This window comes from Plantactinospora veratri (assembly GCF_036421995.1).
Lineage (GTDB): Bacteria > Actinomycetota > Actinomycetes > Mycobacteriales > Micromonosporaceae > Plantactinospora > Plantactinospora veratri.
In genome coordinates, this window is record NZ_JAZGQL010000010.1 from 19426 (window position 1) to 44552 (window position 25127).

At 72.9% G+C, this 25127-nt stretch carries 23 protein-coding genes; 20 read left to right on the forward strand and 3 right to left on the reverse strand.

The genetic code is table 11. The features are described from left to right. Window positions 1-54: 54 nt before the first annotated feature. The gene (locus V1634_RS16075) at window positions 55-1200 is read right to left on the reverse strand and encodes a lytic polysaccharide monooxygenase auxiliary activity family 9 protein (RefSeq protein WP_331208634.1); all 1146 of its coding nucleotides are present in this window, start codon (window positions 1198-1200) and stop codon (window positions 55-57) included. Window positions 1201-1426: 226 nt separating this feature from the next. On the opposite strand from V1634_RS16075, the gene V1634_RS16080 reads away from it, so the two are divergent. Next, window positions 1427-2083, forward strand: coding sequence for a hypothetical protein (locus tag V1634_RS16080; protein ID WP_331208635.1), 657 nt, complete (start codon window positions 1427-1429; stop codon window positions 2081-2083). Between the two features lie 7 nt (window positions 2084-2090). On the opposite strand, the gene V1634_RS16085 is transcribed toward V1634_RS16080, so the two are convergent. Further along, window positions 2091-2861 carry a hypothetical protein gene (locus tag V1634_RS16085; protein ID WP_331208636.1) on the reverse strand — a complete coding sequence of 257 codons (771 nt, stop codon included), beginning with the start codon at window positions 2859-2861 and terminating at the stop codon, window positions 2091-2093. A 126-nt stretch (window positions 2862-2987) separates the two neighbouring features. Between V1634_RS16085 and V1634_RS16090 the strand changes: the two genes are divergently transcribed. From V1634_RS16090 to V1634_RS16155, 14 genes are all read left to right on the forward strand, one after another. Next, window positions 2988-3431: an Hsp20/alpha crystallin family protein gene (locus tag V1634_RS16090; protein WP_107263564.1), complete on the forward strand. Its 444-nt coding sequence runs from the start codon at window positions 2988-2990 to the stop codon at window positions 3429-3431. 600 nt (window positions 3432-4031) lie between these two features. Further along, window positions 4032-4535 (forward strand): metallophosphoesterase family protein, encoded by a 504-nt coding sequence (locus V1634_RS16095; protein ID WP_331208637.1) that lies wholly within the window; start codon window positions 4032-4034, stop codon window positions 4533-4535. Between the two features lie 18 nt (window positions 4536-4553). Then, a complete protein-coding gene (locus tag V1634_RS16100; RefSeq protein ID WP_331208638.1) occupies window positions 4554-5408 on the forward strand; it encodes an aminoglycoside phosphotransferase family protein in 855 nt (284 codons plus the stop codon). 72 nt (window positions 5409-5480) lie between these two features. Further along, entirely contained in the window at window positions 5481-6884 is a 1404-nt protein-coding gene (gene sthA / locus V1634_RS16105) for a Si-specific NAD(P)(+) transhydrogenase (RefSeq protein WP_331208639.1), read from the forward strand. Window positions 6885-7040: 156 nt separating this feature from the next. After that, window positions 7041-8186 (forward strand): PucR family transcriptional regulator, encoded by a 1146-nt coding sequence (locus V1634_RS16110; RefSeq protein ID WP_331208640.1) that lies wholly within the window; start codon window positions 7041-7043, stop codon window positions 8184-8186. A 70-nt stretch (window positions 8187-8256) separates the two neighbouring features. Then, on the forward strand, window positions 8257-9036 hold the full coding sequence (locus V1634_RS16115) for a hypothetical protein (protein ID WP_331208641.1): 780 nt from the start codon (window positions 8257-8259) through the stop codon (window positions 9034-9036). A gap of 8 nt (window positions 9037-9044) precedes the next feature. Further along, window positions 9045-9830: a hypothetical protein gene (locus tag V1634_RS16120; RefSeq protein ID WP_331208642.1), complete on the forward strand. Its 786-nt coding sequence runs from the start codon at window positions 9045-9047 to the stop codon at window positions 9828-9830. A gap of 166 nt (window positions 9831-9996) precedes the next feature. Continuing rightward, window positions 9997-10563 carry a CHRD domain-containing protein gene (locus V1634_RS16125; protein ID WP_331208643.1) on the forward strand — a complete coding sequence of 189 codons (567 nt, stop codon included), beginning with the start codon at window positions 9997-9999 and terminating at the stop codon, window positions 10561-10563. A 254-nt stretch (window positions 10564-10817) separates the two neighbouring features. Then, complete coding sequence (locus V1634_RS16130) at window positions 10818-11609, forward strand: ABC transporter ATP-binding protein (RefSeq protein ID WP_331208644.1); 792 nt, start codon at window positions 10818-10820, stop codon at window positions 11607-11609. Beyond that, complete coding sequence (locus tag V1634_RS16135) at window positions 11606-12463, forward strand: ABC transporter ATP-binding protein (protein WP_331208645.1); 858 nt, start codon at window positions 11606-11608, stop codon at window positions 12461-12463. Before V1634_RS16130 ends, V1634_RS16135 begins: the two co-directional genes overlap by 4 nt. Next, window positions 12460-14379 (forward strand): AMP-dependent synthetase/ligase, encoded by a 1920-nt coding sequence (locus tag V1634_RS16140; RefSeq protein WP_331208646.1) that lies wholly within the window; start codon window positions 12460-12462, stop codon window positions 14377-14379. The genes V1634_RS16135 and V1634_RS16140 overlap by 4 nt, the downstream gene beginning before the upstream one ends. Next, entirely contained in the window at window positions 14376-15266 is an 891-nt protein-coding gene (locus tag V1634_RS16145) for a branched-chain amino acid ABC transporter permease (protein WP_331208647.1), read from the forward strand. The genes V1634_RS16140 and V1634_RS16145 overlap by 4 nt, the downstream gene beginning before the upstream one ends. Beyond that, complete coding sequence (locus tag V1634_RS16150) at window positions 15263-16390, forward strand: branched-chain amino acid ABC transporter permease (protein WP_331208648.1); 1128 nt, start codon at window positions 15263-15265, stop codon at window positions 16388-16390. The genes V1634_RS16145 and V1634_RS16150 overlap by 4 nt, the downstream gene beginning before the upstream one ends. A gap of 50 nt (window positions 16391-16440) precedes the next feature. Further along, window positions 16441-17757, forward strand: coding sequence for an ABC transporter substrate-binding protein (locus V1634_RS16155; protein WP_331208649.1), 1317 nt, complete (start codon window positions 16441-16443; stop codon window positions 17755-17757). Window positions 17758-17830: 73 nt separating this feature from the next. Here the strand turns inward: V1634_RS16155 and V1634_RS16160 are convergent, their stop codons facing one another. Continuing rightward, entirely contained in the window at window positions 17831-19090 is a 1260-nt protein-coding gene (locus tag V1634_RS16160) for a glycosyltransferase (protein ID WP_331208650.1), read from the reverse strand. Between the two features lie 209 nt (window positions 19091-19299). Here V1634_RS16160 and V1634_RS16165 point away from each other — a divergent pair, with 209 nt between their 5' ends. The 5 genes from V1634_RS16165 (at window position 19300) to hpnE (ending at window position 25091) form a co-directional block, all read left to right on the forward strand. Next, complete coding sequence (locus V1634_RS16165; protein WP_331208651.1) at window positions 19300-20751, forward strand: glycosyltransferase; 1452 nt, start codon at window positions 19300-19302, stop codon at window positions 20749-20751. Window positions 20752-20841: 90 nt separating this feature from the next. After that, window positions 20842-21684, forward strand: coding sequence for a DMT family transporter (locus V1634_RS16170; protein ID WP_331208652.1), 843 nt, complete (start codon window positions 20842-20844; stop codon window positions 21682-21684). Between the two features lie 229 nt (window positions 21685-21913). Next, window positions 21914-22843: a squalene synthase HpnC gene (gene hpnC / locus V1634_RS16175; protein WP_331208653.1), complete on the forward strand. Its 930-nt coding sequence runs from the start codon at window positions 21914-21916 to the stop codon at window positions 22841-22843. Beyond that, complete coding sequence (gene hpnD, locus V1634_RS16180) at window positions 22840-23718, forward strand: presqualene diphosphate synthase HpnD (protein WP_331208654.1); 879 nt, start codon at window positions 22840-22842, stop codon at window positions 23716-23718. The genes hpnC and hpnD overlap by 4 nt, the downstream gene beginning before the upstream one ends. Beyond that, window positions 23715-25091 carry a hydroxysqualene dehydroxylase HpnE gene (gene hpnE, locus V1634_RS16185; protein WP_331208655.1) on the forward strand — a complete coding sequence of 459 codons (1377 nt, stop codon included), beginning with the start codon at window positions 23715-23717 and terminating at the stop codon, window positions 25089-25091. Before hpnD ends, hpnE begins: the two co-directional genes overlap by 4 nt. Window positions 25092-25127 lie beyond the last annotated feature (36 nt).

Below are 25127 nucleotides of genomic sequence, written 5' to 3' on the forward strand. Positions count from 1 at the left end.
GCCGGGTCCGCGCCGACACGGACCCGGCCCGACGGCCGGGCGTTGCCGCAGGGATCAGGTGGCGGTGCAGCTCAGGGTCGGTACGGGGTTGCTGCCGGTCTGCGACCCGAGGAAGCCGAAGCTGGTGCTGGCACCGGCGGCGAGACTGCCGTTGTAGTCGGTGCTCCGGGCGGTGACGGCCGATCCGCTGGTGGTCACCGTCGCGCCCCAGGAGTTGCTGACCTGTTGCCCGTTGGCGAAGGTCCAGGTCACCGTCCAGCCCCGGATCGCGGTGCTGCCGGCGGTGACCCGTACGTCGGCCTGGAAACCACCGGACCAGGTGCCGGTGACCGTGTACGCCGCCGAGCAGCTACCCGAGCCGCCGGGCGGTGCGGTGTGGCTCGGCGTGGTCGTCGGCGGCGGGGTGGTGCGGGTCGGCGTCGGGGTGGGGGTACGGGTCGGGGTGGCGGTCGGCTGCGGGTTGCTGCCGCCGAAGTTGACGTCGCTGCACCAGTAGTAGTTCTGGTCGGCGTGGCTGGCCTTCCAGATCACGAAGACGATGTGCCGGCCGGACCGGCCGGGCGCGCTGACCGGCATCGTGATGGAGACGCCGTTCAGCACCGGGTCGCCGTTCTCCCTGGTGCCCTCGCCGGGGGCGTACCGGCCGGTCTCCCGGACCAGTTCGAGGTCGCCCCAGCCCAACCGTTGGGTGAGCGGGTTGAATCCCTGCCGGGTGACGTAGATCCGGAAGTAGTCGGCGCCGTGCAGCGCCTGGTCGTGCACGGTGACGTTGAAGCTGCTGCCGACGTTGGTGGCCTGCCAGTTGCCCGGGTTGTCCAGTGCGGCGTACCGGACGCCGCCGGTCTCGCCGGCGCTGCACAGTTGACCGCTCGGCACGGCGGCCTGGTGGTTGCCGTTGACGCCCTCCCGGTAGAGCCCGTTCCAGTTCCACATGGCGTTCGGGTCGGCCTGCCAGGCCTGCCAGCACATCGGGTCCTGGGTGGCCATCGCCGGGTTCTGGAAGTCGTTGCCCCAGCGCTTCCAGCAGCCGTAGTTGCGGGAGGCCGGGTTGATCGTCGAGCCGTGTGCGTTCGCGGTGTCCTGGGAGACCGCGAGGGCGGCGGCGAGGAGTACGACCGCGCCCGCCGCGACCGCGAGGATCCGCAGGACCATCGGGGTACGGCGTCGGGCCGGATTGGGAGGTTGGGCGAGTGTGGACATGGGATCCCCAGACGTCGGTTGCACGGGCGAGTACGCGGGAGGCTGCCCGGCGCTCCCGCACTGTCCACCCGGCTCCGGTGGCGGTCCCTGGACAGAGATTCACATCGCTGGATGGTGCTTGTCAATAGTTTGGAGTCTCAACAAAGAGAGGTGTGCCGAGCCTGGCGGGCGGGGCAGGCGATGGCCGTACCATCGCGCGGAGGCGCAGCGGTCGGGCGGAGGCGGCATGGGGACGGGGTCGAGCGGTGCGGTCCGGCCGGCGAGTGGCCGGGGCGGCGCCCTGGCGCGGATCGCGGCAAAGGTCGACCTGCTGCGGCGGGTCGAGGCCGCACACGGCTTCGGTGTCGTCATCGAGGAGCCGGCCAACGCGCTGGAGCCCATCCCGGAGGCCCCGGACGGTCTGGTGGAGGTGTTCAGCCTCTTCCACCGGCTGGAGGGGAGCTACTTCCGGTTCGTCCAGCCGCCCGAGATCGACAGCGCCGCCGCCTGGGCGGGCCGAGAGTTGTGCGCCACCGACGACCTGATGGGCTATCCGCTGACCATCGGCTACGAGATCCGCGACATCCCCGTCGACCTGGTCGCCGAGCGGAATCTCGGCCCGCCGATCCGGCTGGACGTCGAGACCGGCAGCGTCTATTTCATCGACACCGACGAGTACATCTACTACGTCAAGGGCATGCCGGGGGAGATCGAGGTCGAGGAATTCGCGCCGGACGTCGTCACCTTCTTCGACGAGTGCGTGCTCGGTGCGGGGTACCCGGAGTTCGTCCGGGAGATGTGCGGTCCGGCCGCCCTCGACCACCGGGTGCGCCGGGGGCGGTTCAAGGGGCAGTACACCGACACCTGGCGGCGGCTGCTGACGGCGGCCGGGCTGGCCTCCTGAACCGTGTTCAGGTGTGGGGCTGGCCGCGTCGCCGCGCGGTGCGCTGGCGTACCTGGTCGAGGTGTTCGTTCATCGCGTCGACCTGGGCCGCGAGCCCCGGATGGTCGGGCCGGAGGTGTCGCCGGGTGTCGGCGAGCGGCCGGACCAGCGCGTTCGGGTCGGTGCCGCCGAGGGCGTCGTGCAGCCGGTCCAGGCTGGGCCGGGCCGCCGAGCCGAGATCGGTCAGCGCGGTGATCTGTCCGGCGAGCTGGCGCAGGTCGGCACCGTTGTCCCGGGCCCAGCGCGCCGCCGCGCGGTCGCCGGCCCGGCGGTCGCGCTCGGCGCGTACCCGGTCGTCCCGGGTCTGTGGCGCGGCGTCGTCCTCGGCCGGGCGCAGCCGCAGGTAGCGGCGCTCGGCGGCCTGCCGGCTCGCCACTCCGAGGGCCGGTGCCAGCTCGGCCCAACTCGCGCCGCGCTGCCGGGCGGCGGCGATGAGTCGCGGCTCCCAGGACTCGAGGTCCGCGCGGAGTCGCCGGAGCAGGACGAGGGCCGTGAGGACCTGGTCGAGCGCCACCTCGGCCCCGTCCTGCCCGCCCGCCGTCGCTGCCGCCCCCGTGGGAGCCGCCGGACGCTGGGCGCCGCTGCGGGGGATGGGGGCGGTGGGGTCGCCGACCCGGGTGGTGACCGCCAGCACGCGATCGAACGCCGCGCCGGTCGACGTCGCCGCAGCGTTGGCTCCGGTCGGCCCTTCCCACCCGGCCGGCTCCCGTTCCCACCCGGCCGGCCCCTGCTGATCCATCCGTCTCCCGCTCTCGGCGTCGTCATCACTGAGATGACGGTTCTTCTTGTCATCGTTCCGACGACATGATACAACCGAGGTGTCGCGCATTGACAGCACTGTTGCCAGCACGAGGAGGTGGATCCGATGTTGATGCGCACCGACACCTTCCGCGAGCTCGACCGGTTCGCGCAGCAGGCCCTCGGCACCCTGAGTTCCGGCACCTGGTCCCGGCCGACGGCCATTCCGATGGACTCCTACCGCAACGACGACGAGTTCGTCGTCGCGTTCGACCTACCCGGGGTCGCCCCGGACGCGATCGAGATCAACGTCGAGCGCAACCTGCTGACCGTCCGCGCCGAACGCCGGCCGCCGGCCCTCGGCGAAGGCGCCCGCGTCCAGGTCTCCGAACGACCGCTCGGGGTCTTCTCCCGGCAACTCTTCCTCGGCGACGGCCTGGACACCGACCGGATCGAGGCGAGCCACGAGAACGGCGTGCTGGCCGTGCGGATTCCGGTCAAGGAGCAGGCGAAGCCCCGCCGGGTGGCGATCACCTCCGGCGGATCACGACAGAAGGTCATCAGCGCCTGACAGGCAGCGCCGGACCGGTCCGGCGGTTCGCCGGACTTCCGGTGCCGTCAGCGGTGGTGGGGGTGACGGAGATGCGCAGCGGCGTACGGCACGAGCACTCGACGACCCGGTCGGTCAACGAGGCATTCGTCGAGCTGGTTCAGCGGGACGACGAACTCATGCGGGCAGAGTTCGAGGCGCTCATCGACGCTTGCTGGAACCAGCCGCCACCCCCGCCGCCGGCCCGACCACAACCGGGGCCACGACCTCCACTGTGGCCCGTCGGACCACCCGACGGCGTGCGGTTCGTCGCCGTCGAGGCCGGTCCCAGCGCCAACCCATGGCGCAGGCAGCGCGGCCCTCCGGGCAACCGGACGGCCCAGCGACAGACTGAGGCAGGTGATGACTCGACCGCATCTCTCGTCGATTTTCTCTCCCACGGGTCCGGCGGGCGGCAACTCCGATGGCGCGGAGAGGGTCCCAGGCACCCCGCCAGGCGCGTAGGCGTACGGCCGCGCCGGCACCCGAGCACCAGCGTCGGCCCGGTCCACCCCAGGGTGGGCCGGGCCGACGCTGTCGTCCGGCCCTCCCCGGCGAGCCGTCCCGGGATAGGGTGGAGCCGTGCGCCTGGTGCTGATGGCGGACACCCATGTGCCGAAGCGCGCCCGGGACCTTCCGCCGCAACTCTGGGCGGCGGTCGACGAGGCGGACGTGGTCATCCACGCCGGAGACTGGGTGCACGAACCGCTGCTCGACGTCCTGGAGTCCCGTGCCGCCCGACTGGTCGGGGTGTACGGCAACAACGACGGCCCGGAACTGCGGGCCAGGTTGCCGGAGATCGCCCGCGTCGAGCTGGCCGGCCTACGGGTCGCGGTGGTGCACGAGACCGGCCCGGCCGCCGGGCGGGAGCGTCGCTGCGCCGACCGGTTCGCCGACTGCGACCTGCTGGTCTTCGGCCACTCGCACATCCCGTGGGACACCGAGGCGCCGGGCGGGCTGCGGCTGCTCAATCCCGGCTCGCCGACCGACCGGCGCCGCCAGCCGTACGCCACCTATCTGAGCGCCGAGATATCGGACGGCCGGCTCGACGAGGTCGTACTGCACCGCCTGCCGCGCCGGACCTGACCCGGAGGAGACGTGACCATGCGTACCGAGCTGGCCCGGTACGCGCGGCAGATGCTCGGCTCGGCGCAGGTGGTCGCGGACCGGTCCTGGGGGCACGGGGTGGCCGGCGTGCTGGAGGTGCGCGACGGTGCCGGGGTCACCTGGTTCGTGAAGGGGCACGCCGACCCGGAGCGCTACCGGCGGGAACTGGCGGCGTACCGGCGCTGGGTGCCGGGACTCGGCGGGCAGGCACCGGAGCTGCGGGCGTACGACGACGACCGGCGGGTGCTGCTGCTCTCGGCGGTACCGGGCGAGGCGGGCCTGTCGCACGTGGCGGATCCGGAGGTGCACCGCGCGGCGGGGAAACTGCTGCGCCGGCTGCACGGTACCGAGGCGCTGCCGCCCTGGACCGACCTGGCCGCCCGCAAGCTCGACGAGTTGGACCGGCTCTCGGTGCGGGGCGGCGGGCTGTTCGAACCCCGGGAACTCGACTTCGTCCGGGCCGGGCTGCGCGACCTCTCCGGCGTTCCGGCGCCGCCCCGGGTGCCGTGCCATCTCGACTACGGCCCGCGCAACTGGCTGGTCGCCCGGGCCGGCCGACACCGGGCCGACGGGCGGCTGCACGTGATCGACTTCGAGTGGGCCGGGCCGGAGGTCTGGGTCAACGACCTGAACCGGCTCTACTTCGGCCCGTGGCGGGGCCGGCCGGATCTCGCCGACGCCTTCCTGGCCGGCTACGGGCGTACCCTCGACGACGCCGACCGGGCGGTGCTGCACGCCTGCGGGGCGCTGACCGCGCTCTTCGTCGCGGTCTGGGCCCAGGGGCGCGGCGATCCGGGTTTCGCCGAGGCGTGGCGGCAGAACCTGCGCCGGTTGATGGACGGTTGGCGGTGAACGGGCAGCCGCGCAGTGTCACCGGCCGATCGGGCCCGAGCGAACCGATCACCGGCCTGCCAGACTGTGGGAATGCATGACTTCGACGTGCTGGTGGTGGGCTCGGGGCCGGGCGGCCAGAAGGCCGCGATCGCGGCGGCCAAGCTCGGCCGCCGGGTGGCGGTGGTGGAACGGCAGCACATGGTCGGCGGGGTGTGCATCAACACCGGGACCGTCCCGTCGAAGACGCTGCGCGAGGCGGTGCTCTATCTGACCGGACTGAGCCAGCGGGAGGTCTACGGCCAGAGCTACCGGCTCAAGGACGACATCACCGTCGCCGACCTGACGGCGCGGACCCAGCACGTCATCGGCCGGGAGGTCGACGTGGTGCGCAGCCAGTTGGCGCGCAACCGGGTACGGCTGATCACCGGGACGGCCCGGTTCGCCGACCCGCACACGGTCACCGTGACCGATCCGGTCGGGCGCGAGTCGAAGGTGACCGCCGAGAAGATCATCATCGCCGTGGGTACCCGGCCGGCCCGACCGGCCAGCGTGGACTTCGACGAGCGCACGATCATCGACTCGGACGGCATCATCAACCTGGAGCGGGTGCCGAACTCGATGGTCGTGGTCGGCGCCGGGGTGATCGGCATCGAGTACGCCTCGATGTTCGCCGCGCTGGGCAGCAAGGTCACGGTGGTCGAGCGGCGCGACCACATGCTCGAGTTCTGCGACCTGGAGATCGTGGAGGCGTTGAAATACCACCTCCGGGACCGGGCGGTGACGCTGCGGTTCAGCGAGGCGGTGGCGGCGGTGGAGCGGCACGCCCGGGGCGCCATCACGGTACTGGAGAGCGGGAAGCGGATCGCCGCCGACACCGTGATGTACTCCGCCGGCCGGCAGGGGCTGGGCAGCGAACTCGACCTGGAGAACGCCGGACTCGCCGCCGACGCGCGGGGCCGGATCGAGGTCGACCCGGAGTTCCGGACGGCGGTGCCACACATCTACGCGGTCGGGGACGTGATCGGCTTTCCCGCGCTCGCCTCCACCTCGATGGAGCAGGGCCGCCTTGCCGCGCACCACGCCTGCGACGAGCCGGTCCGGGCGCTGCCGGAGGTGCAGCCGATCGGCATCTACACCATTCCCGAGATCAGCTTCATCGGCCGGACCGAGGACGAACTCACCCGGGACAAGGTGCCGTTCGAGGTGGGCATCTCCCGTTACCGGGAACTCGCCCGGGGTGCGATCAGCGGCGACTCGTACGGGATGTTGAAGCTGCTCGTCGCTCCGGAGACCGGTCGGCTGCTCGGGGTGCACATCTTCGGCACCGGGGCCACCGAACTCGTGCACATCGGACAGGCCGTGATGGGCTGCCAGGGCACCGTCGACTACCTGGTCGACGCGGTCTTCAACTATCCGACGCTGGCGGAGGCGTACAAGGTCGCCGCGTTGGACGCGATGAACAAGATGCGGCACCTCGCCCGGCTGCGCGACTGACCCGCCGGCCCGTCCGGGGTGACCCGCCGACCCGGCCAGGCGCTCCACCCGTGGACGATCAGCGAGGCGTGAGGTGTCTGTTACGGTCGATGACGCAACGGCCCATCCGCAACCGTCACTGCTCCGAAGCATCCGCGACGGAGAGGAACCGCATCGATGAGTGCACTGTTCAACGCCCTGCGGGAGCGGGTCGAGGTCAACGCGCGGCACGCGGTCGAGACCTACACCAACGAGGTCAGCGAGTACCAGGCGATGGCCTCCGGCGCCGACGACCGGATCGGGATGTATGACTTCGCCGTGTTCATCCGGCGCCGGTCGCTCGAACTCGCCGGGGCCGAGGCGCCGCTGAACGAGCAGGACCTGGCCGGCATCGCGGCGGTCGGCCGCCAGCGGGCCGAGGTGGGGCTGTCGGTGCCCTCGCAGCAGCATGTGCTCGGCCTGCACACCGCGATGATGGTGCGCGAGGTGCACGACCTGGCCCGGCCCGAGGACGTCACCGACCTGCTCCGGCTGGTCGGCTGGCTCGGCGCCCAGGGTGTCCGGGCTCGCAGCGCCTACCTGCGCGGCTACACCCGTGGCGTGGGCGCCGCCCAGGTGTTGTCGACCCGGCTGGAGATCCTGGCCCGTGCGCTGCTCGCCGACGAGCCGGTGGAGCCGTTCGTCGCCGACCTGCGCCTCGCTGGGCGGTACCATATCTCGATCTTGAGAATGGCGCGGCCCGCGACTCCGGAGACGCGGTCCGAGGTGGTCGCCGCGCTCGCCCCGGAGCGGATTCCGGTGACCTGGCTCGCCGCCGACGAGGTCGCCGTGCTCACCCCCGGTACCGCCTGCAAGGCGAAGATCCTTCAGCGGTTACGCCACGTGACGGCCCTGATCGGGCAGCCCTGCGGGGTCGGCTCGGCGGAGGGGGCGGTGGGCGGGTTGGCCGATGCGCTGGCCTGGGCCCGCGAGGCGAGCCGGGTGGCGCCGCCGGAGGACCGCCCGGAGCGGCTGCCGGAGATCGCGGACCTGTTCGTGGAGATGGCGGTGGCGCGCACCCCGGCGGTCGACGGCTGGCTGCGCAGCTACGCGAAGGCGCTGGCCACCGGCCCGGACCTGGTGGCGACGCTGCGTGCCTACTACGCCCACGACATGAACCGGGCGAGCGCGGCCGCCGCGCTGCACATCCACCCGCGCACGCTGGACTACCGGCTGCGCCGGGTACGCGAGGTCAGCGGCATCGATCCCGGCTCGACCGTCGGGGTCCGGCTGCTGAGCGCGACGGTAGCCCGGACGCTCGCCGTGCGGAACTACGCGGACTGACAAACGTCACCGCGGACTTACGCTCTGCTCACGAAGACGCGCGGCGTCCGCTGCCGAGAAACTCTCCGCCATGTGGAGGAGACCTACACGTGGCATCGCGGCGTCGGCCGTCGCGCTCGCGATGCTGCTGACCGGGACCGCACAACCGGCCCGGGCCAACGCAGACGGCGGCCTCAGCAGCCCGATCGTGGACGCGGCACTGATCGCCTTCAACATCTACCGGTCGGGCAGCGCGACGCCGGACCAGATCGTCGAGTTCGTCCGGGTCGTCACCGGCGCACTCACCGGCCTGGAGAACGAGGTGAAAGATCACGCCGACGGCCACGAGGCGGCCGAGGTGCTCGGGCACGCCAGCCAGGTCCGGGCCGACATGCTCGACTACCACAACATGCGGGACAACGAGGTCACGGCGGAAGTGTTCGCCATGCGGGTCGGTGGCTTCGCGGCGAACGCGAACCACAAGTACCGGGTGGTCGGGCGGAAGGCCAAGGATCAGATCGGGCTCGGCGCGCAGACGCTCTACCCGATCGCCATAGCCGTGCGCGTCGACATCAACTGGACCGGCGGGCTTGGCGAGATCGAGGCCGCGTACCGCGCACTCAACCAGAGGATCGTGGCCGACCTGGAACCGACGTGCACCCGGGTCAGCGATCCCGAACCCATCCCGGGCCGGATCTACGTGCGGCACGAGTGCGTGGCGGCCAACGGCGAGACGGCCGTCGCCGTCGACCACAAGGTCGGCGACACCTGGCACAGCGGACCGGTCGACCTGGAGATCCTCAAGCTCGAAGCCGCCAGGAACTCGAGCTGGGCGGCGGCCAAACGCATCCTCGCCGGACAGGGACAGTAGGAGGCAACGTGAGGAAACGACTGCGCGACTGCCTGATCGCCGCCGGCCTGGCCGTCGCGATCACGGTGGTCCCGAGTACCGCACCGGCCCAGGCCGCGCCGCGCACCGAGGGGGTGCAGGCGATGGCGTTCGACTGGGTCAGCCTCGTGGTCGCGGTCGCCGGGCACCTGCTCGGCGGCGGCAGCTCCGAGGACGCCTCGCTGAAGGCGGCCGTCCAGCAGATCGTCGCCGCCGTCGAGGCCGCGAAGAACGACATCATCGCGCACACCGACCTGATCGCCGCGGCTGACGTGCAGGCGTGCGCCCGCCAGCACACCATCGAGTTCGCCGACATCGAGAACATGTCGAACACGGTGCGGCAGCTCTGGGCGCAGAACGCGACAGGCTGCGCGACGCTGGCGACCGCGTACGTCACCACCGTCCAGACCCCGCAGGCGGTCGACAACATCGGCCACGTCCTGCCCGCGCTGTTCGCCATCGTGGTCGCCGCCCGTGGCCGCGCCGGCCTCCCGAACGGCATCAACCTGGTGATCCAGGACCAGATCCGCAGCTACGAGGCGGTCGTCGCCAAGCTCACCCCGACGGACTGCGTGAAGAAGGGCAACAAGGAACCGGGCTACCCGCGCGAGAAGTGGTGGGAATGCACCGCCTACAACGGCGACTGGGGCCAGTCCAGTTGGGTCACCGCCCCGGCTGAACCCGTGCGCGCCCAGGCCGAGAACGCCGCCACCCGCAACACGAGCCGACCCGCCGCCCTGTCCGGGCTACCCCCACTCCGCTCGCTGGGAGTCTGACCGGTTCTTCCGGGCCGCATGGTATCGATCGACGCCATGCGGTCCGGGACGGTCGCCTTCGCTCCGCTGTCCACGATCCGTCAGCTGACTGTCGTGCCCCGGCTGGCGCCCGCCCGGTTGAACCGGGTGACGGGCAGTGGCCGGAGCGGACCCGGGAGGCGCGACGATGATGATCCGACGATGGTACGGCGCGGTGGCCTCCGTGGTTGCCCTCCTGGCCGCCGGGGCGGGGACGGTCCGGATCGCGTACGGGAACGCCGACCGCAACGACGACGACCGGGAACGCTGGGGCGTCGTACGGGAACGGCTGACCGGCTACCAGGAGGACCCGTTGGCGATCTCGACCAGCGGCGGCGGCGGGTTCAGCTTCGCCGTCGACGAGGAGGACCAGGAGCTGACCTACCGACTCGGGTACGAGGCGCTGGAGGGGACGGTCACCCAGGCGCACATCCACGTCGGCGGCCGGGCCCAGAGCGGCGGGATCAGCGCCTTCCTCTGCACCAACCTCGGCAACGGGCCGGCGGGCACCCAGCCCTGTCCACCGGCACCGGCCACGGTCAGCGGGACGATCCGACCGGTCGACGTGATCGGCCCGACCGCACAGGGGATCGGGGCGGGACAGTTCGCCGAGCTGGTCGCGGCGGTACGGGCCGGTGCCGCGTACGTGAACGTGCACAGCTCGCGCTATCCCGGCGGCGAGATCCGGGCACAGCTCTGGCGTCACCGGCACTGACCTCACCCCGGATCACCCTTGCCCGCTCTGTGACGTGGCGCCCGGCACCACCGGGTCGACGGCTCGAGAGCGGCAGCAGGTACGGGCGACAACCGGCCCGTTGGTCCACAAGGGACGTTTACCGGCACACCTCGCCTCGATCGACCCGGTGGAATGGGCGCTCGTAGCGCCGATGCTCTTGACGGAACGTTGCCCCCTGGTTAATGTCCGGTAACTTGTGACCCGCGCCACAACCGAGAGCCGGGGGTTCCCGGATGCTGCAGGTGCGCAATCTCGAGGTCGTCTACGACGACGTGATGCTGGTGCTGCGCGGGGTGAGCCTCGCCGTACCGCCCGGCGGGATCGTCGCGCTGCTCGGCGCGAACGGCGCCGGCAAGACCACCCTGCTGCGGGCGATCAGCGGACTGCTCGACGTGCACGACGGCGCGGTCACCAAGGGCACCGTCACGCTCGACGGTGAACCGATCCACCGGCTCCGCCCCGCCGCCGTGGTCCGCCGGGGCGTCTGCCAGGTGATGGAGGGACGCCGGATCTTCGCCGAGCTGACCGTCGAGGAGAACCTGCGGCTCGGCGGGCACACCGCACACCGACAGATCCCGGCCCGGCTGGACCACGTCTTCGGGCTCTTCCCGGCGCTGGCCGCCCGCCGCCGGCACACCGCCGGATACCTCTCCGGCGGCGAGCAGCAGATGCTCGCGATGGGTCGGGCACTGATGGCGCAGCCGCGCTACCTGCTGCTCGACGAGCCCAGCCTCGGCCTCGCGCCCCGGCTGGTCGACCAGGTACGGGAGCTGATCGTGGCGATCAACTCGACCGGGGCCGGCGTCCTGCTGGTCGAGCAGAACGCCACCATGGCGCTGGCGCTGGCCACCCACGGCTACGTACTGGAGACCGGCCAGGTGGTGCTGGACAAGCCCGCCGAACAGTTGCTGGCCGACGACGACATCCGGGAGTTCTATCTCGGCCTAGGCGCCGCGGCCGGCGCGGGCCGACGCTCGTTCCGGGAGGTCAAGCACTACCGGCGACGCAAGCGGTGGTTGTCGTGACGGCGGTGGTGCGGCCCCGCGCCGAGGATCCGGCCGAGGCCGACCCGATCCTGCGGTTCGAGGACGTCCGGCTGCACTTCGCGGGCGTACGGGCCATCGACGGGGTGAGCTTCACGGTCGGCCGGCACGAACTCTTCGCCATCATCGGGCCGAACGGCTCCGGCAAGACCTCCATCTTCAACGTCCTCTCCGGGGTGTACCGACCACAGACCGGTCGGGTCCTCTTCGACGGCGTGGACCTGGTCGGCCGCCGGCCGCACAGCATCGCGGCGCTCGGCATGGCCCGGACCTTCCAGAACGTCGAACTCTTCGGCAACCTCACCGTGCTGGAGAACCTGCTGCTCGGCCGGCACCACCACATCGGCTACGGACCGCTCGCCGCGATCGCCTGGCTGGGCTCGGCCCGCCGGGCCGAGATCGCCAACCGGGCCGCGGTGGAGGAGATCGTGGACTTCCTCGAACTGGAACGGTGGCGGCGGATGCCGGTGGGTCTGCTCCCGTACGGGGTGCAGAAGCGGGTCGAGCTGGGTCGGGCCCTGGCGATGGAGCCGAAACTGCTGCTGCTCGACGAGCCGGTCGCCGGGATGAACCTGGAGGAGACCGAGGACATGGCCCGGTACGTCCTCGACATCCGCGACGAGCTGGACATCCCGATCGTGCTGGTCGAGCACGACATGGGCCTGGTGATGGACCTGGCCGACCGGGTGCTGGTGGTCGACTTCGGCCAGGTGGTGGCGACCGGCAGTCCGGCCGAGATCCCGCACCACCCGGACGTCGTGCGGGCCTACCTCGGCGGCGACGCCTCGAATCCGGCGCGGCGTACCGACGGTCGGGGACAGGAGGAGCCGCGATGACCGATCCCCGCGCCGCAACCGCACCGGCCAGCGACCCGCCCGACGACGCCGTCCCGGCCAGCACCATCGCGGTACGGGTCCGCGACCGTGCCCTCGCCACCCCGGACGCGGTGGCGATGCGGGAGAAGGACCGGGGCATCTGGCAGGAGGTGACCTGGGCCGACTACTGGGACACGGTGCAGACCGTGGCGCACGGGCTGCTGGCGCTCGGCGTGCGGCCCGGCGACCGGGTGGCGATCCACGCGGAGAACCGTCGGGAGTGGCTCTTCACCGACGTGGCGACCGTGGCGCTGCGGGCGATGACGGTCGGGCTCTACCCGACCAATCCGGCACCGGAGGTCGGCTACCTGCTGTCCCACTCCGGTGCCCGGGTGCTGATCGCCGAGGACCAGGAGCAGGTCGACAAGGTGCTGGAGGTCGCCGACGACTGTCCCGAGCTGGAGCGGATCGTCTACCTCGAACCGCGCGGCATCCGGCACCGCTACCAGCATCCCGCCCTGCTCGGCTGGGACGAACTGCTGGCGATCGGCGCCGAGCACCGGGCGGCGGAGCCCGGGGCGGTGGCCGCGCGGATGGCGGCGGCGACCCCGGAGGACGTCGCCACGCTGATCTACACCTCCGGCACCACCGGCCCGGCCAAGGGCGCGATGCTGACGGTGGCCAACGTGGACTTCGCGATCCGGGTACTCGTCGACGACGGCGGGTTCACCGATCCGCCGCCGGGACCGCACGACCTGCTGCTGTCGTACCTGCCGCTCTGTCACGTCGCGGAGCGGATCTTCACCACCTGGTTCAACGCCGGTGCCGGGGTGCAGGTGGCGTTCGCCGAGTCGATCGACACCGTGCGGGCGAACCTGCGGGAGGTGCAGCCGACGATCCTGTTCGGGGTGCCCCGGATCTGGGAGAAGATCCTCGCCGGGGTGACCGTCCGGCTGGCCAACGCCTCCCCGGTCAAGCGGTGGAACGCCCGGCTGTGGCTCGGGGTCGCCGACCGGATCGCGGGTACGCTGGTCCGGACCGGTGGCCGGCACACCGCCGGCACCCGGCTGGCGTACGCGGTCGGCTGGCTCTTCTGCTACCGCGCGCTGCGGGTGCGGATCGGGATGCGCCGGGTCCGGTACGCCGCCTCCGGTGCCGCCCCGATCGCCCCGGACGTGCTGCGGTTCTTCATGGGCCTCGGCATCCCGATGCACGAGGTGTACGGGATGACCGAGAACACCGCGGTCGCCACCGGAAACCGGCCGGGCCGGGTCCGGCTCGGCACCGTCGGCGAGCCGCACCCCGGCGTCGAGCTGCGGATCGACGAGGAGACCGGAGAGATCCTGACCCGGCACGGTGGCGTCTTCGCCGGCTACTACCGGGACCCGGTGGCGACGGCGGCCGTACTCGACGCCGACGGGTGGCTGCGGACCGGCGACGTCGGCGAGTGGGTCGACGGCACCCACGTGCGGATCACCGACCGGGCCAAGGACATCATGATCACTGCGGGTGGCAAGAACATCGGCCCCTCCGAGATCGAGAACGCGCTGAAGGCGTCGCCGTACGTCAAGGAGGCGATCCTGGTCGGCGACCGCCGGCCGTACCTGACCGCGCTGGTCGGGATCGAGCTGGAGACCGTGGGGGAGTGGGCGCAGCGCAGCGGGCTGGCCTACACCACCTATCGGGACCTGGTTGGCAAGCCCGAGGTCCGGGCCCTGGTCGAGGGGCTGGTCGCGACGGTCAACGCCGGGCGGGCCCCGGTGGAGCAGGTCCGGCGGTTCGCGCTGCTGCCCAAGGAACTCGACCACGACGACGGCGAGCTGACCGCCACCCAGAAGGTACGCCGGGCCGCCGTCGCCGAACGATTCGCCGACCTGATCGACGAGCTGTACCGGCGCGCCCCGGCGAAGACCGGCCCGGAGGAGGCGGCGGGATGACCGAACTGGCCGAGAGCCTGCTGCGCGGCCTTGGCACCGGCAGCGTCTACGCCCTGCTCGCCCTCGGCTTCGTCATCATCTACAAGGCGACCCGGGTGATCAGCTTCGCCCAGCCCGCCTTCATGCTGGCCGGCGCGGTGCTGGTCACCTACCTGGCCGGGTCGGTCGGCTTCTGGGTGGCGGTACCGGTCGCCGCCGTACTCACCGCCGGGCTGGCGCTCGGGGTGGAACGGGTGGCGGTGCGGCCGATGGTCGGCCGACCCGCGTTCGTGGTCGCCATCATCACCCTCGGGGTGGACGTCGCCGTCCGGGTGGTGGTCAACGGGTTCATCGGACTCGACGTCCGGCACGTCGGCGACCCGTGGGGACTGCGTACCGTGGCGGTCCCCGGCACCGGGATCGACCTGCAACAGCGGCACCTCGCCGCGCTGCTCGCCACCGCCGTGCTGATCGTCGGGCTCTTCGCCTTCTTCCGCTACACCCGGATGGGGCTGGCGATGCGGGCCGCCGCCTACGACCAGGAGGCGGCGCTGGCCCAGGGCGTCTCGGTCGGCGCCGTCTTCGCCCTCTCCTGGGGGCTGGCCGGTGGCCTGGCGGCGGTGGCCGGCACCTTCGCCGCCGCCGGAGCCAGCGTCGACGCGGCGCTCTGGCTGATCGCGCTGACCGCCCTGCCGGTGATCATCCTCGGTGGACTCGACTCGCTGCCCGGTGCGGTGGTCGGCGGGCTGGCTGTGGGGACGATCCAGGAACTCACCGCCAGCTACCAGCAGCACGTGCCCTGGCTCGGCGGCAACGTCTCGGTGATCAGCCCGTACGTGCTGATGCTGCTGGTCCTGCTCGTCCGCCCGTACGGGCTCTTCGGCACCAGGGAGGTCGAGCGGGTATGACGATCGCGGGGCGGCGTACCCGGCCGCGCGGCCGGCCGGAACTTTCCACCTCGTACGCCAGCGAACTGGCCCTTCTCGACACCGGGGCCAAGCGGGCGGCGGTGGCCGGGTTGCTGGTCGTCGCCCTCGGCCTGCCGTTCCTGCTCACCGACGAGTGGCTGCAACTGCTGGCGCTCTGCTGCGTCGCCGCGATCGGGGCGATCGGGCTCGGACTCGTCACCGGGTACGCCGGCCAGGTCTCGCTGGGGCACGCGTTCTTCCTCGCCGTCGGCGCCTACACGGCGGCGGCGATCAGCGGCGACCCGGACGGCCGGGTGATCGGCTTCGGGGTCACCAACATCGCGGTCTGGCTCCCCGCCGCCGGCCTGGTCGCCGGGCTGGCCGGGGTGCTCGTCGCCCCGCTCGCCACCCGGCTGCGCGGCCTCTACCTGGCGATCGTCACCCTCGGCCTGGTCTTCATCGGAGCGCACGTCTTCAGCGAGTGGTCGGCACTGACCGGCGGCGCCGGGGTGGGCCGGCCGGCGGCCACCCTGGAGTTCTTCGGACAGCCGATCGCCGCCACCGGCCCGCTCGGCACCCGGGACCAGAAGCTCTACTGGCTGATGCTGCTGCTCCTGCTCGGCTTCGCGCTGGCCGCCGCCAACCTGGCCCGGTCGAAGGTGGGGCGGGCGTTCACCGCGATCCGGGACCGGGACATCGCCGCCGGGGTGATCGGGGTGAACCTGGCCCGCTACAAGACGATCGCCTTCGCCGTCTCGTCGGCGTACGCCGGCTGCGCGGGGGCGCTGCTCTACACCATCACCGGGTTCTTCGACCCGGGCTCGTTCAGCCTGCTGCTGTCGGTGCAGTACATCGCGATGGTGCTGATCGGCGGCGCGGGCACCATCTCCGGCGCGATCGCCGGGGCGTTCTTCATCACCCTGCTGCCCCGGTTCACCCGGGAGTTGCAGGCGTGGGTGCCGTTCCTCAGCGCCCAGCCGAACGAGGTGCCGAACGTCTTCCAGGTGGAGACGATCCTCTACGGCGTACTCCTGGTCGTCTTCCTCATCTTCGAGCCCCGGGGCCTGTTCGGGATCTGGGTACGGGTCCGCAACTACTGGAAAACCTGGCCGTTCTCCTACTGACAGATTTCCGTTCTCCTATCGAGCTGCTCCTACTGACCTGTGAGGTAGCCATGGGAAGGAACAGACCGTCCGGTTCCGCACCGCGCCGGCTCGCCGCCGCGACCGTCGCCCTGCTGCTCTGCGCCGCACTCGCCGCATGTCGCGGCGGGGACACCGAGACCGACGCCTCCGGGGTGAAGACCGACGTCGGGGTCACCGCCGAGCCGTGCCCGGAGGCGGTGGACCGGAACAAGGGGTGCATCTACCTCGGCATCATCTCTGACCTGACCGAGGGGCCGTTCCGGGCGCTGGCGGTGCCGATCACCGACGCGCAGAAGGCGTTCTGGAAGCGGGTGAACACGGCCGGCGGGATCGGCGACTACGAGGTCGACGTGACCCGCTGGATCCGGGACAACAAATACAACCCGCAGACGCACAACCAGGCGTACCAGGAGATGAAGCCGAACGTGCTGGCCCTGGCCCAGACCCTCGGCTCGCCGACCACCGCCGCCATCCTGGCCGACATGAAGGCCAGCAGCGTGGTCGCGGCGCCGGCCGCGTGGACCTCGGCGTACGCCTTCGAGGACGTGATCGTCGAGTCCGGCGCCAACTACTGCCTGGAGTCGATGAACGCGCTCGACTACGCCCGCGAGGCGCACGGGGTGAAGTCGGTGCTGGCCGTACACCTGGCCGGCGACTACGGCGACGACGCGGCGGCCGGGGCGAAGCTCGGCGCGCAGAGCCTCGGGCTGACCTTCAACGCGGTGAAGACCGACTCCGGCGCGGACAAGCAGGCCGGTGCCATCCAGGCGATCCTCTCCGGCCGGCCCGACCTGGTGATCCTGACCATGGGGCCGGCCGATGCGGCGGCGATCGTCGGCCAGGCGGCGGCCCGGGGCTTCACCGGCCGGTTCATCGGCACCAGCCCGACCTGGAATCCGGCGCTGTTGCAGAGCGCCGCCGCCCCCGCCCTGCTGGCCCGCTACGAGCAGACCGCGCCGTGGGACTCGTGGGGCACCGACACCCCCGGGCACCAGGCGTTGCGGCAGGCGCTGGGCCAGATCACCCCGAACGACGGGTACACCTCCGGCTGGGTCTGGTCCTACCCGATGAAGGCGGCGCTGGCCAGGGCGGTGGCCGACGGCGACCTGACCCGGGCCGGGCTGCTGGCGGCGGTCAAGTCGCTGAAGTCGGTCGACTACGAGGGTATGCTGCCGGCCGGCGCCGGCAACTACGCCGCCGGGCCGAACGACGGCGCGGTCCGGGTCACCGCGGTGTACCGGCCGGACCGGGCCGCACCGACCGGGGTCAGCCAGGTCCGGCCGTTGACCGCCGGTCCGACCGCGCAGGCGTACACCCTGGACGGGCCCTGTTACGAGAAGCTCTGAGCACGGCGGCGGACGGCCGGCCGCCCGGGCCCGGGCCCGGGCGGCCGGAGTCGAGCTGGCCGTGGTCGACCGGTCAACGGGCCAGCCGGTCGACCACGGCCACCACCGCGCCGGCACCGTCCTCGGCCACCATCAGGTCGGCGAGGGCCTCCGCCCGGCGCCGCAGCCCCGGCTCGGTCACCGCGGCCCGGATCGCGGTGGCCAGCCCGGCCTCGTCGAGCCGGCGGAACGGCAGCACCGTCGGAGCGACCCCGAGGGCGACCATCCGGGCGGCCCAGAACGGCTGGTCGGCGAAGACCGGTACCGGCACCGCCGGCACCCCGGCACGCAGACCCGCACCCGTGGTGCCGCAACCGGCGTGGTGGACCAGCGCGGCCATCCGGGGAAAGAGCCAGTCGTGCGGTACGTCCCCGACGGCGATCAGGTCCCCGTCCTGGTGCTCGACCCGGTCCGACCCGGCGTCGCGCATCCCCTGCAACACGCCGCGTACGCCGGCCCGGCGCAGCGCACCGGCGACCAGACGGTGCAGTCCGTTCCCGGTGTCGGCCAGGCTGCCGAAGCCGACGTAGACCGGGGGAGGGCCGGCGGCGAGGAAGTCGACCAGTTCGGCCGGCGGCTGCCAGCCGGGGCGGGTCACCGGCCACCAGTAGCCGACCACGTCCAGCCCGGCCGGCCAGTCCGGTGGCCGGGGCAGCACGGTCGGGCTGTACCCGTGCAGCACCGCCCAGCCGTCCCCGTCGGCGAGCCGGGCCAGGCGGCCGAGTCCGACCGGTGGCAGGCCGAGTTCGGCGCGCAGCCGCCGGGAGGCGTCGGCGTACACCCGGTCGACGAGGAGCCGCCCGAGCCGGCCGGCGAGTCGGTTGCCCCAGCCGCCGAGCGAGCGCACCCCGAGTACGACCGGCGGGAACGCCCGGGTGGGAGCGGTCGGCTGGAGGAAGACACCGAGGCACGGGATGTGGTGGTACTGCGCCACCGAGTAGCCCAGTGGTGCGGTCGTGCTGGACAGCAGCATTACCTCGGTGTCCGCCCCGGCCGCGGCCGCGATGCCGGTGCCGAGTTCGGCGACGAACCGGCCGCCGAGCCGGATGAACTCGACCAGCTCGGGGGCGCCCGGCACGGTCCAGGATCGGTGCCCTCCGGCGTGCTCGGCCCGCAGCGCCGACAGGTCCCCGGCGATCGGCCGGAAGTCCAGGCCGGCTCCGGTGACGAGGTCGGCGTACGGTTCCGGGGCGGCGACCGCCACCCGGTGGCCGGCGGCCCGTAACCGGGCACCGAGTCCGGTGTAGGGCGCGACGTCGCCGAGGGAGCCGGCGGTGACGATCAGGACCCGCATGGCGACCTCCCGGTGGGCCGGGGCTGCGGCCGGCGGCGCCGGTTCGCGCGTGGGCCGGGCGTCGCGGGGTATCCGGAGTCTACGTCCGGCCGGGCGTCCGGGTCGGGGTGTTCGGGCAGATGCGGTGCCGGAACGGGTCCGTTGCCGCCTGACGGAAGTCGGTGTGGCGGTCCGAGGATTCTTCGCACCTCCTGCGGGTAGATGGCCGGATGACGTTCAGATCCGGGCGGTCCGACGCGAACCGCAAGGAGGCGTCCGAGCCGCCCGCCAGCGGCGTCGGTGGGCGGCGTCCGCGCGTAATGATCATCTACGCCAGCGCGGGCGCCGGGCACGACGGCGCGAGCCGGGAACTCGCCGGCCGGCTGCGCGAACGGGGCCTGCTGGCCGACTGCGTGGACCTGGCCGACATCTTCCCGTGGGGACTGGGCCGGCTGCTGCGCGGCACCTACCACGGCATGCTGAGCCGGCTGCCGTGGATCTACGGGCTGCTCTTCGCGATCGGCGGCAACTTCAGCCGGGCCGCGCCGATCACCCGGGCGCTGCTCCGACCGGTGTGGCCCCGGGTACTCCGGATGCTGCCCCCGGACACCCGGGCGGTGGTGTCGACGTACCCGGTGGTCAGCCAGATCGTCGGACCGCTGCGCCGGGACGGGCGGCTCGCCGTACCGGTGGTCACCTATCTGACCGACTTCGCGGTGAACCCGATCTGGGTGTCGCCCGGTATCGACGTGCACTGCGCCGCGCACCGCACCACCCGGGCCGAGGCCCGGGCACTCGGTGCCGGCGAGGTCCGGGTGGCCGGCCGGCTGGTCTCGGCCGGTTTCCGCCCGGGCTCGCCGGCCGAGAAGCGCCGCGCCCGGGAGCGGCTCGGCCTGCCCGTCGACGCCCGGCTCGCGCTGCTGGTCGCCGGCTCCTGGGGCGTCGGCGCGGTGGCCCGGACGGCGGCCGAGATCGCGCGTACCGGGGTGGCCGTCCCGGTCGTGGTCTGCGGCCGCAACGAGACGCTGCTGCGCCGGCTGGAGCGGCGGGGTACCGGATACGTCTTCGGCTGGGTCGACGACATGCCGGAGCTGCTGCGCGCCGCCGACGTCCTGGTGGAGAACGCCGGTGGACTCACCGCGCTGGAGGCGATGGCCTGCGGCCTGCCGGTCGCCACCTACCGGCCGATCCCCGGGCACGGCCGGGCGAACGCGGCCACCATGGCCAGGGCCGGGGTGGCGACCTGGGTACGCCGGGGCGCCGAACTCGGCCCGACCCTGGTCCGGCTCGCCGACGGTAAGGCCGGCGAGCGGCAGCGCGCCGCCGGCCTGGCTCTCTTCGAGACCGACCCCGCGACGGTGGTCGCCGACATCGCCCGGGGCGGAGCGCTGCCCGAGCCGGTGACAGAGGGCTCAGGTTCGGCCTCGCCATTCCACACCCCGGCCACCGCGCCCGCACTGGCCGACGAGCCGCTCGGCACTCCCGCCCTGGTCGACGGCGCGGCGCCGGCTGGTCCGGAGGTGCCGGCCGAGCTACCGGCCGCGGTGGCGGCGGTGCCGTCCCGGCGGACCCTGACCCGATGGGTGGGGCTGCGGGCCGGTGTGGCGAGGTTGCGGATCGGCGCGGACCAACCCCGGGCCGACGGTACGCGCCCGGCGAACCACCCGGACCGGCAAGGCTGACGTGCGGGCCACACATCGTGCCGCCCCGGGGCCGGTGGCACGACCCGACGCCGAGGTGTCCGGGAGGGCCCGGTCCGGAGGTACGACCCGGTGAACGGCATCGCCATCCTGCTCGGACTCGCCTCGGCCGCCTGCTTCGCGGTGAGTTCGGTACTGGAACAGCACGCCGCCAAACAGGAGCGACCGACCCGGACCATCGACCCGCGGCTGCTGATCCGGCTGCTGCACCGCCGGCTCTGGCTGCTGGGCTGGGTGCCGGACGCGTTCGGTACCGTCCTCCAGGCGCTGGCGCTGCGCTTCGGCGCACTCGCCCTGGTCGAACCGCTCCTGGTCAGCGGACTCTTCATGGCGATTCCGCTGGAGGCGGCGCTCGAGCGGCGCCGGCCGCACCGCCGGGACATGCTGGTGGTGGTGATCGGGGTCATCGGGCTGACCGGGTTCCTGCTCGCCGCGAACCCGCGCGGCGGGGTCACGGAGCCGAAGGCGTGGTCCTGGATCCTGGTCGGGGCCGCGATCGGCGCACTGGTCGCGGTCTGCCTGCTGGTGGCCTGGCGGACCCAGGACGCGACCCGGGGTCTGATGCTCGGCATCGCCACCGGACTGCTGTACGGGCTGGCCGCCGCCCTGGTGAAGAGCGTGACCGAGAAGCTGCCGGACCACCCCGTCGAGGTCTTCACGGACTGGCATCTCTACGCTCTGGTACTGGTCGGTGGCACCGCGCTGGTCCTGAACCAGAACGCCTTCCAGGGTGGCCCGATCGCCGCCCCGCTGACCGCGATCGCGCTGCTCGACCCGTTCACCGGCGTGCTGATCGGGGTCTTCGCCTTCGAGGAGAAACTGTCGCTGGAGGGGCCCCGGCTGCTGGCCGGGCTGGTCGCGGTGGCGGCGATGACCGTCGGCATCTGGATGGCCCGGCGTACCCGGTCAAGCTGACACGCCGACCACCGCCGCCCATCCACCGGGCCGGTCCGGTCGATCGGGGGTGCGCCGCGACGGATCGTCGAACACGCCGAGAGGAATTCGGCAGGCCGCACCGCCCAGGGTGGGAATTTGGGTACTCTCGGTGAAGATTACTTAGCGCGAGTGGTGGATTACGACCAATCCGGCGCGGCGGTCTGGCGCGGCCCCGCTGAGCCGGCTGGACCTCGCGAGAGGCGGCAGTGTGCTTCATCTGACCGACGATGCTCCCGACCATCCGTCCGCGGATCGGCCGGGTGGGCGCCGGCAGCCGGACACCGTACTGGCCGGGGAGAACTTCCCCGTCGCGCTGCGCGTCCTGCCGGCCCGGATCCGCCGGCACCTGCTCGCCCTCTACTGGTACGCCCGCTACGTGGACGACCTCGGCGACGAGCCGGACCAGAGCGGTCGGGACGAGACGCCGGCCACCCGGCTCGCCGGGCTGGACCGGTTCGACCGTGAGGTACGCGCCCTCTACCACGGCCGGCTGCCCCGGCACCCGGTACTCGTCCGGCTGGCGCCCACCGTGGTCGACTGCCGGTTGCCGATCGACCCGCTGCTGCGGCTGATCGAGGCGAACCGGCGCGACCAGACGGTGCGCCGCTATCCGACCTTCGGCGCCCTGGTCGACTACTGCCACCTCTCCGCCGACCCGGTCGGCGAGCTGGTGCTGCACGTCTTCGGCGCCGCCTCGCCGGACCGGATCCGGCTCTCCGACCGGATCTGCACCGCCTTGCAGGTGGTCGAGCATCTCCAGGACGTCGCCGAGGACCGGCGCCGGGGCCGGATCTACCTGCCGACCGAGGAGTTGGCGGCGGCCGGGGTGTCCGAGGAGGACCTCGACGCGCCCCGGGCCGGCGACCGGCTCCGTACGGTGGTCCGGCGCCAGGCGCAGCGCGCCGCCGACCTCCTCGACGCCGGTGCACCGCTCGTCGCCGACCTGCACGGCTGGGCCCGGCTGGCGGTCGGCGGATACGTCGCCGGTGGGCGGGCCGCGCTCGCCGCACTGGCCCGGGCCGGCCACGACCCGCTGCCCGGGCCGCCCAAGCCCACCCGGGCCGGCATCGCCGCTGCCTGGCTCAGGTCGTACTGGCCGCCCCGGGTCGCACTGCGCCCGAGCGGGGTGCGCGGATGACCGCCGACGCGGGGCTGGAGCGTGCCTACCGGGAGTGCGCCCGGGTGACCCGCAGCCAGGCGCGCAACTTCTCGTACGGGATCCGGCTGCTCCGCCCCGACCGGCGCGCCGCGCTCTGCGCGGTGTACGCCGTCGCCCGGCGCATCGACGACATCGGCGACGGCGAGCTGCCCGCTGCGACCAAGCTGGCCCGGCTCGACCAGATCCGGGCGGCGCTGCACCGGCTGCCGGAGGCCGGCGGGGATCCGGTGCTGGTCGCCCTGGCCGACGCGGCGGCCCGGCTGCCGATTCCGCTGGCCGCCTTCGACGAGCTGGTCGACGGCTGCGTGGCGGACGTCCGGGGTGCCCGCTACGAGACCTTCGAGGAACTGGTCGGCTACTGCCGCTGCGTCGCCGGGTCGATCGGCCGGCTCTCGCTCGGCGTCTTCGCACTCCGGCCCTCGATGGACCGGTCGGCGGCCGCCGAACTCGCCGACACCCTGGGCATCGCGCTGCAACTGACCAACATCCTGCGGGACATCGTGGAGGATCGGGCCGCCGGCCGGGTCTACCTGCCCCACCGCGACCTGGAGCGGTTCGGCTGCACCCTGGAACTCGGCCCGGACGGCGCGCTGACCGACCCGCCGGACCGGCTCGCCGCGCTGCTCCGCTGGCAGGCGCACCGGGCCGAACGGTACTACCAGACCGGGCTGCGGCTGCTGCCGCTGCTGGACCGGCGCAGCGCGGCCTGTGTGGCGGCGATGGCCGGGATCTACCACCGGCTGCTGGCCCGGATGGTGGCCGACCCGCTGGCGGTGACCCGGCAGCGGGTCTCGCTGCCCGGCTGGGAGAAGGCGTACGTCGCGGCGCGGGCGATGACCCGGAGCGCACCGTGACCGACGGAGGGGTCTGCGTGGTCGGCGGTGGGCTGGCCGGCATCGCCTCGGCGGTGCGGCTGCTCGACGCCGGGCACCGGGTGACCCTGGTGGAGGCCCGTCCGGCGCTCGGCGGCGCCACCTACTCGTTCCGGCGCGGCGAACTGACGGTGGACACCGGGCAGCACGTCTTCCTCCGCTGCTACCAGCAGTACCGCGACCTGCTCGTCCAGCTTGGCAGCGCCGACCGGGCGGCCGTGCAGGACGGGTTCGCGGTGCCGATCCTGCGGGCCGGCGGGCCGCCGCACGTCCTGGCCCGCAACCGTCGGCTGCCGGCCCCGGCCCACCTGCTGCCGGCCCTGCTCGGCTACCGCCCGCTGCGGGTGGGGCAGCGGTTGGCGGCGGTCCGGGCCGCCGCCGCGCTGCGCCGGGTCGAACCGGACGACCCGGCCGCCGACCGGGTCAGCTTCGGCGCATGGCTGGCCGCGCACGGGCAGGACGCGCCGACCGTGGCCCGGCTCTGGGAGCTGATCTGCACCGCTGCCCTGAACGCTCCGCCGGAACGGGCCTCGCTGGCGCTGGCCGCCCGGGTCTTCCGGACCGGGCTGCTGGACCGGGCCGACGCCGCCGACATCGGCCGGCCGACCGCACCACTGTCCGAACTGCACGGTGTACCGGCCTCCGTACTGCTCCGGCGGCGCGGCGCGACGGTCCGCACCGGGGTACGGGTGCAGCGGATCGGTACCGACCGGGGCCGGTTCCAGGTCTCCGGCGACGGCATCGAGCTGACCGCCGACGCGGTGGTGTTGGCGGTGCCGCATCCGCAGGCCGCCCGGCTGGTGCCGGCCGAGGCCGCCCCGGACCGGGCGCGCTGGGCCCGGCTGGGTGCCGCGCCGATCGTCAACGTGCACGTGCACTACCAGCAGCGGGTCACCGAACTGGAGTTCGCCGCCGGGCTGGACACGCCGGTGCAGTGGGTCTTCGACCGGACCGCGCCCGGCGGGTCCGGGCAGTACCTGGTGGTCTCGATCTCCGCCGCCGAGCAGGTGCTCGGCGTCCGGGCCAGCGAACTGGTCCGGACCTACCTGGACGCGCTGGCGGAACTCTTCCCGGCGGCCCGGCAGGCCCGGGTCCGGGACGCCTTCGTGACCCGGGAACCCCGGGCGACCTTCCGGCAGGAGCCGGGTTCCCGCAGTGCCCGGCCACCCGCCCAGACCCGGGCACCCGGGCTGGCCCTGGCCGGCGCATGGACCGACACCGGGTGGCCGGACACGATGGAGGGCGCGGTACGCAGCGGCCACCGCGCCGCCGACGTGGTCCTCGCCCACCTCGGGTCTGCACCGACCCAGACGCCAGGCGCCGGCACGACCGGGCGCGACGAGGAGACGACATGACCGAGCGGAGCGTGGTCATCGAGGGGCTCAGTCGTC

What these genes read in the sequence shown, in the direction of transcription:
- V1634_RS16075 (WP_331208634.1), bottom strand. Translation starts at nt 1,200, where the DNA reads ATGTCCACACTCGCCCAACCTCCCAATCCGGCCCGACGCCGTACCCCG.
- V1634_RS16080 (WP_331208635.1), top strand. Translation starts at nt 1,427, where the DNA reads ATGGGGACGGGGTCGAGCGGTGCGGTCCGGCCGGCGAGTGGCCGGGGC.
- V1634_RS16085 (WP_331208636.1), bottom strand. Translation starts at nt 2,861, where the DNA reads ATGGATCAGCAGGGGCCGGCCGGGTGGGAACGGGAGCCGGCCGGGTGG.
- V1634_RS16090 (WP_107263564.1), top strand. Translation starts at nt 2,988, where the DNA reads ATGTTGATGCGCACCGACACCTTCCGCGAGCTCGACCGGTTCGCGCAG.
- V1634_RS16100 (WP_331208638.1), top strand. Translation starts at nt 4,554, where the DNA reads ATGCGTACCGAGCTGGCCCGGTACGCGCGGCAGATGCTCGGCTCGGCG.
- sthA (WP_331208639.1), top strand. Translation starts at nt 5,481, where the DNA reads ATGCATGACTTCGACGTGCTGGTGGTGGGCTCGGGGCCGGGCGGCCAG.
- V1634_RS16110 (WP_331208640.1), top strand. Translation starts at nt 7,041, where the DNA reads ATGAGTGCACTGTTCAACGCCCTGCGGGAGCGGGTCGAGGTCAACGCG.
- V1634_RS16115 (WP_331208641.1), top strand. Translation starts at nt 8,257, where the DNA reads ATGTGGAGGAGACCTACACGTGGCATCGCGGCGTCGGCCGTCGCGCTC.
- V1634_RS16125 (WP_331208643.1), top strand. Translation starts at nt 9,997, where the DNA reads ATGATGATCCGACGATGGTACGGCGCGGTGGCCTCCGTGGTTGCCCTC.
- V1634_RS16130 (WP_331208644.1), top strand. Translation starts at nt 10,818, where the DNA reads ATGCTGCAGGTGCGCAATCTCGAGGTCGTCTACGACGACGTGATGCTG.
- V1634_RS16140 (WP_331208646.1), top strand. Translation starts at nt 12,460, where the DNA reads ATGACCGATCCCCGCGCCGCAACCGCACCGGCCAGCGACCCGCCCGAC.
- V1634_RS16145 (WP_331208647.1), top strand. Translation starts at nt 14,376, where the DNA reads ATGACCGAACTGGCCGAGAGCCTGCTGCGCGGCCTTGGCACCGGCAGC.
- V1634_RS16150 (WP_331208648.1), top strand. Translation starts at nt 15,263, where the DNA reads ATGACGATCGCGGGGCGGCGTACCCGGCCGCGCGGCCGGCCGGAACTT.
- V1634_RS16155 (WP_331208649.1), top strand. Translation starts at nt 16,441, where the DNA reads ATGGGAAGGAACAGACCGTCCGGTTCCGCACCGCGCCGGCTCGCCGCC.
- V1634_RS16160 (WP_331208650.1), bottom strand. Translation starts at nt 19,090, where the DNA reads ATGCGGGTCCTGATCGTCACCGCCGGCTCCCTCGGCGACGTCGCGCCC.
- V1634_RS16165 (WP_331208651.1), top strand. Translation starts at nt 19,300, where the DNA reads ATGACGTTCAGATCCGGGCGGTCCGACGCGAACCGCAAGGAGGCGTCC.
- hpnD (WP_331208654.1), top strand. Translation starts at nt 22,840, where the DNA reads ATGACCGCCGACGCGGGGCTGGAGCGTGCCTACCGGGAGTGCGCCCGG.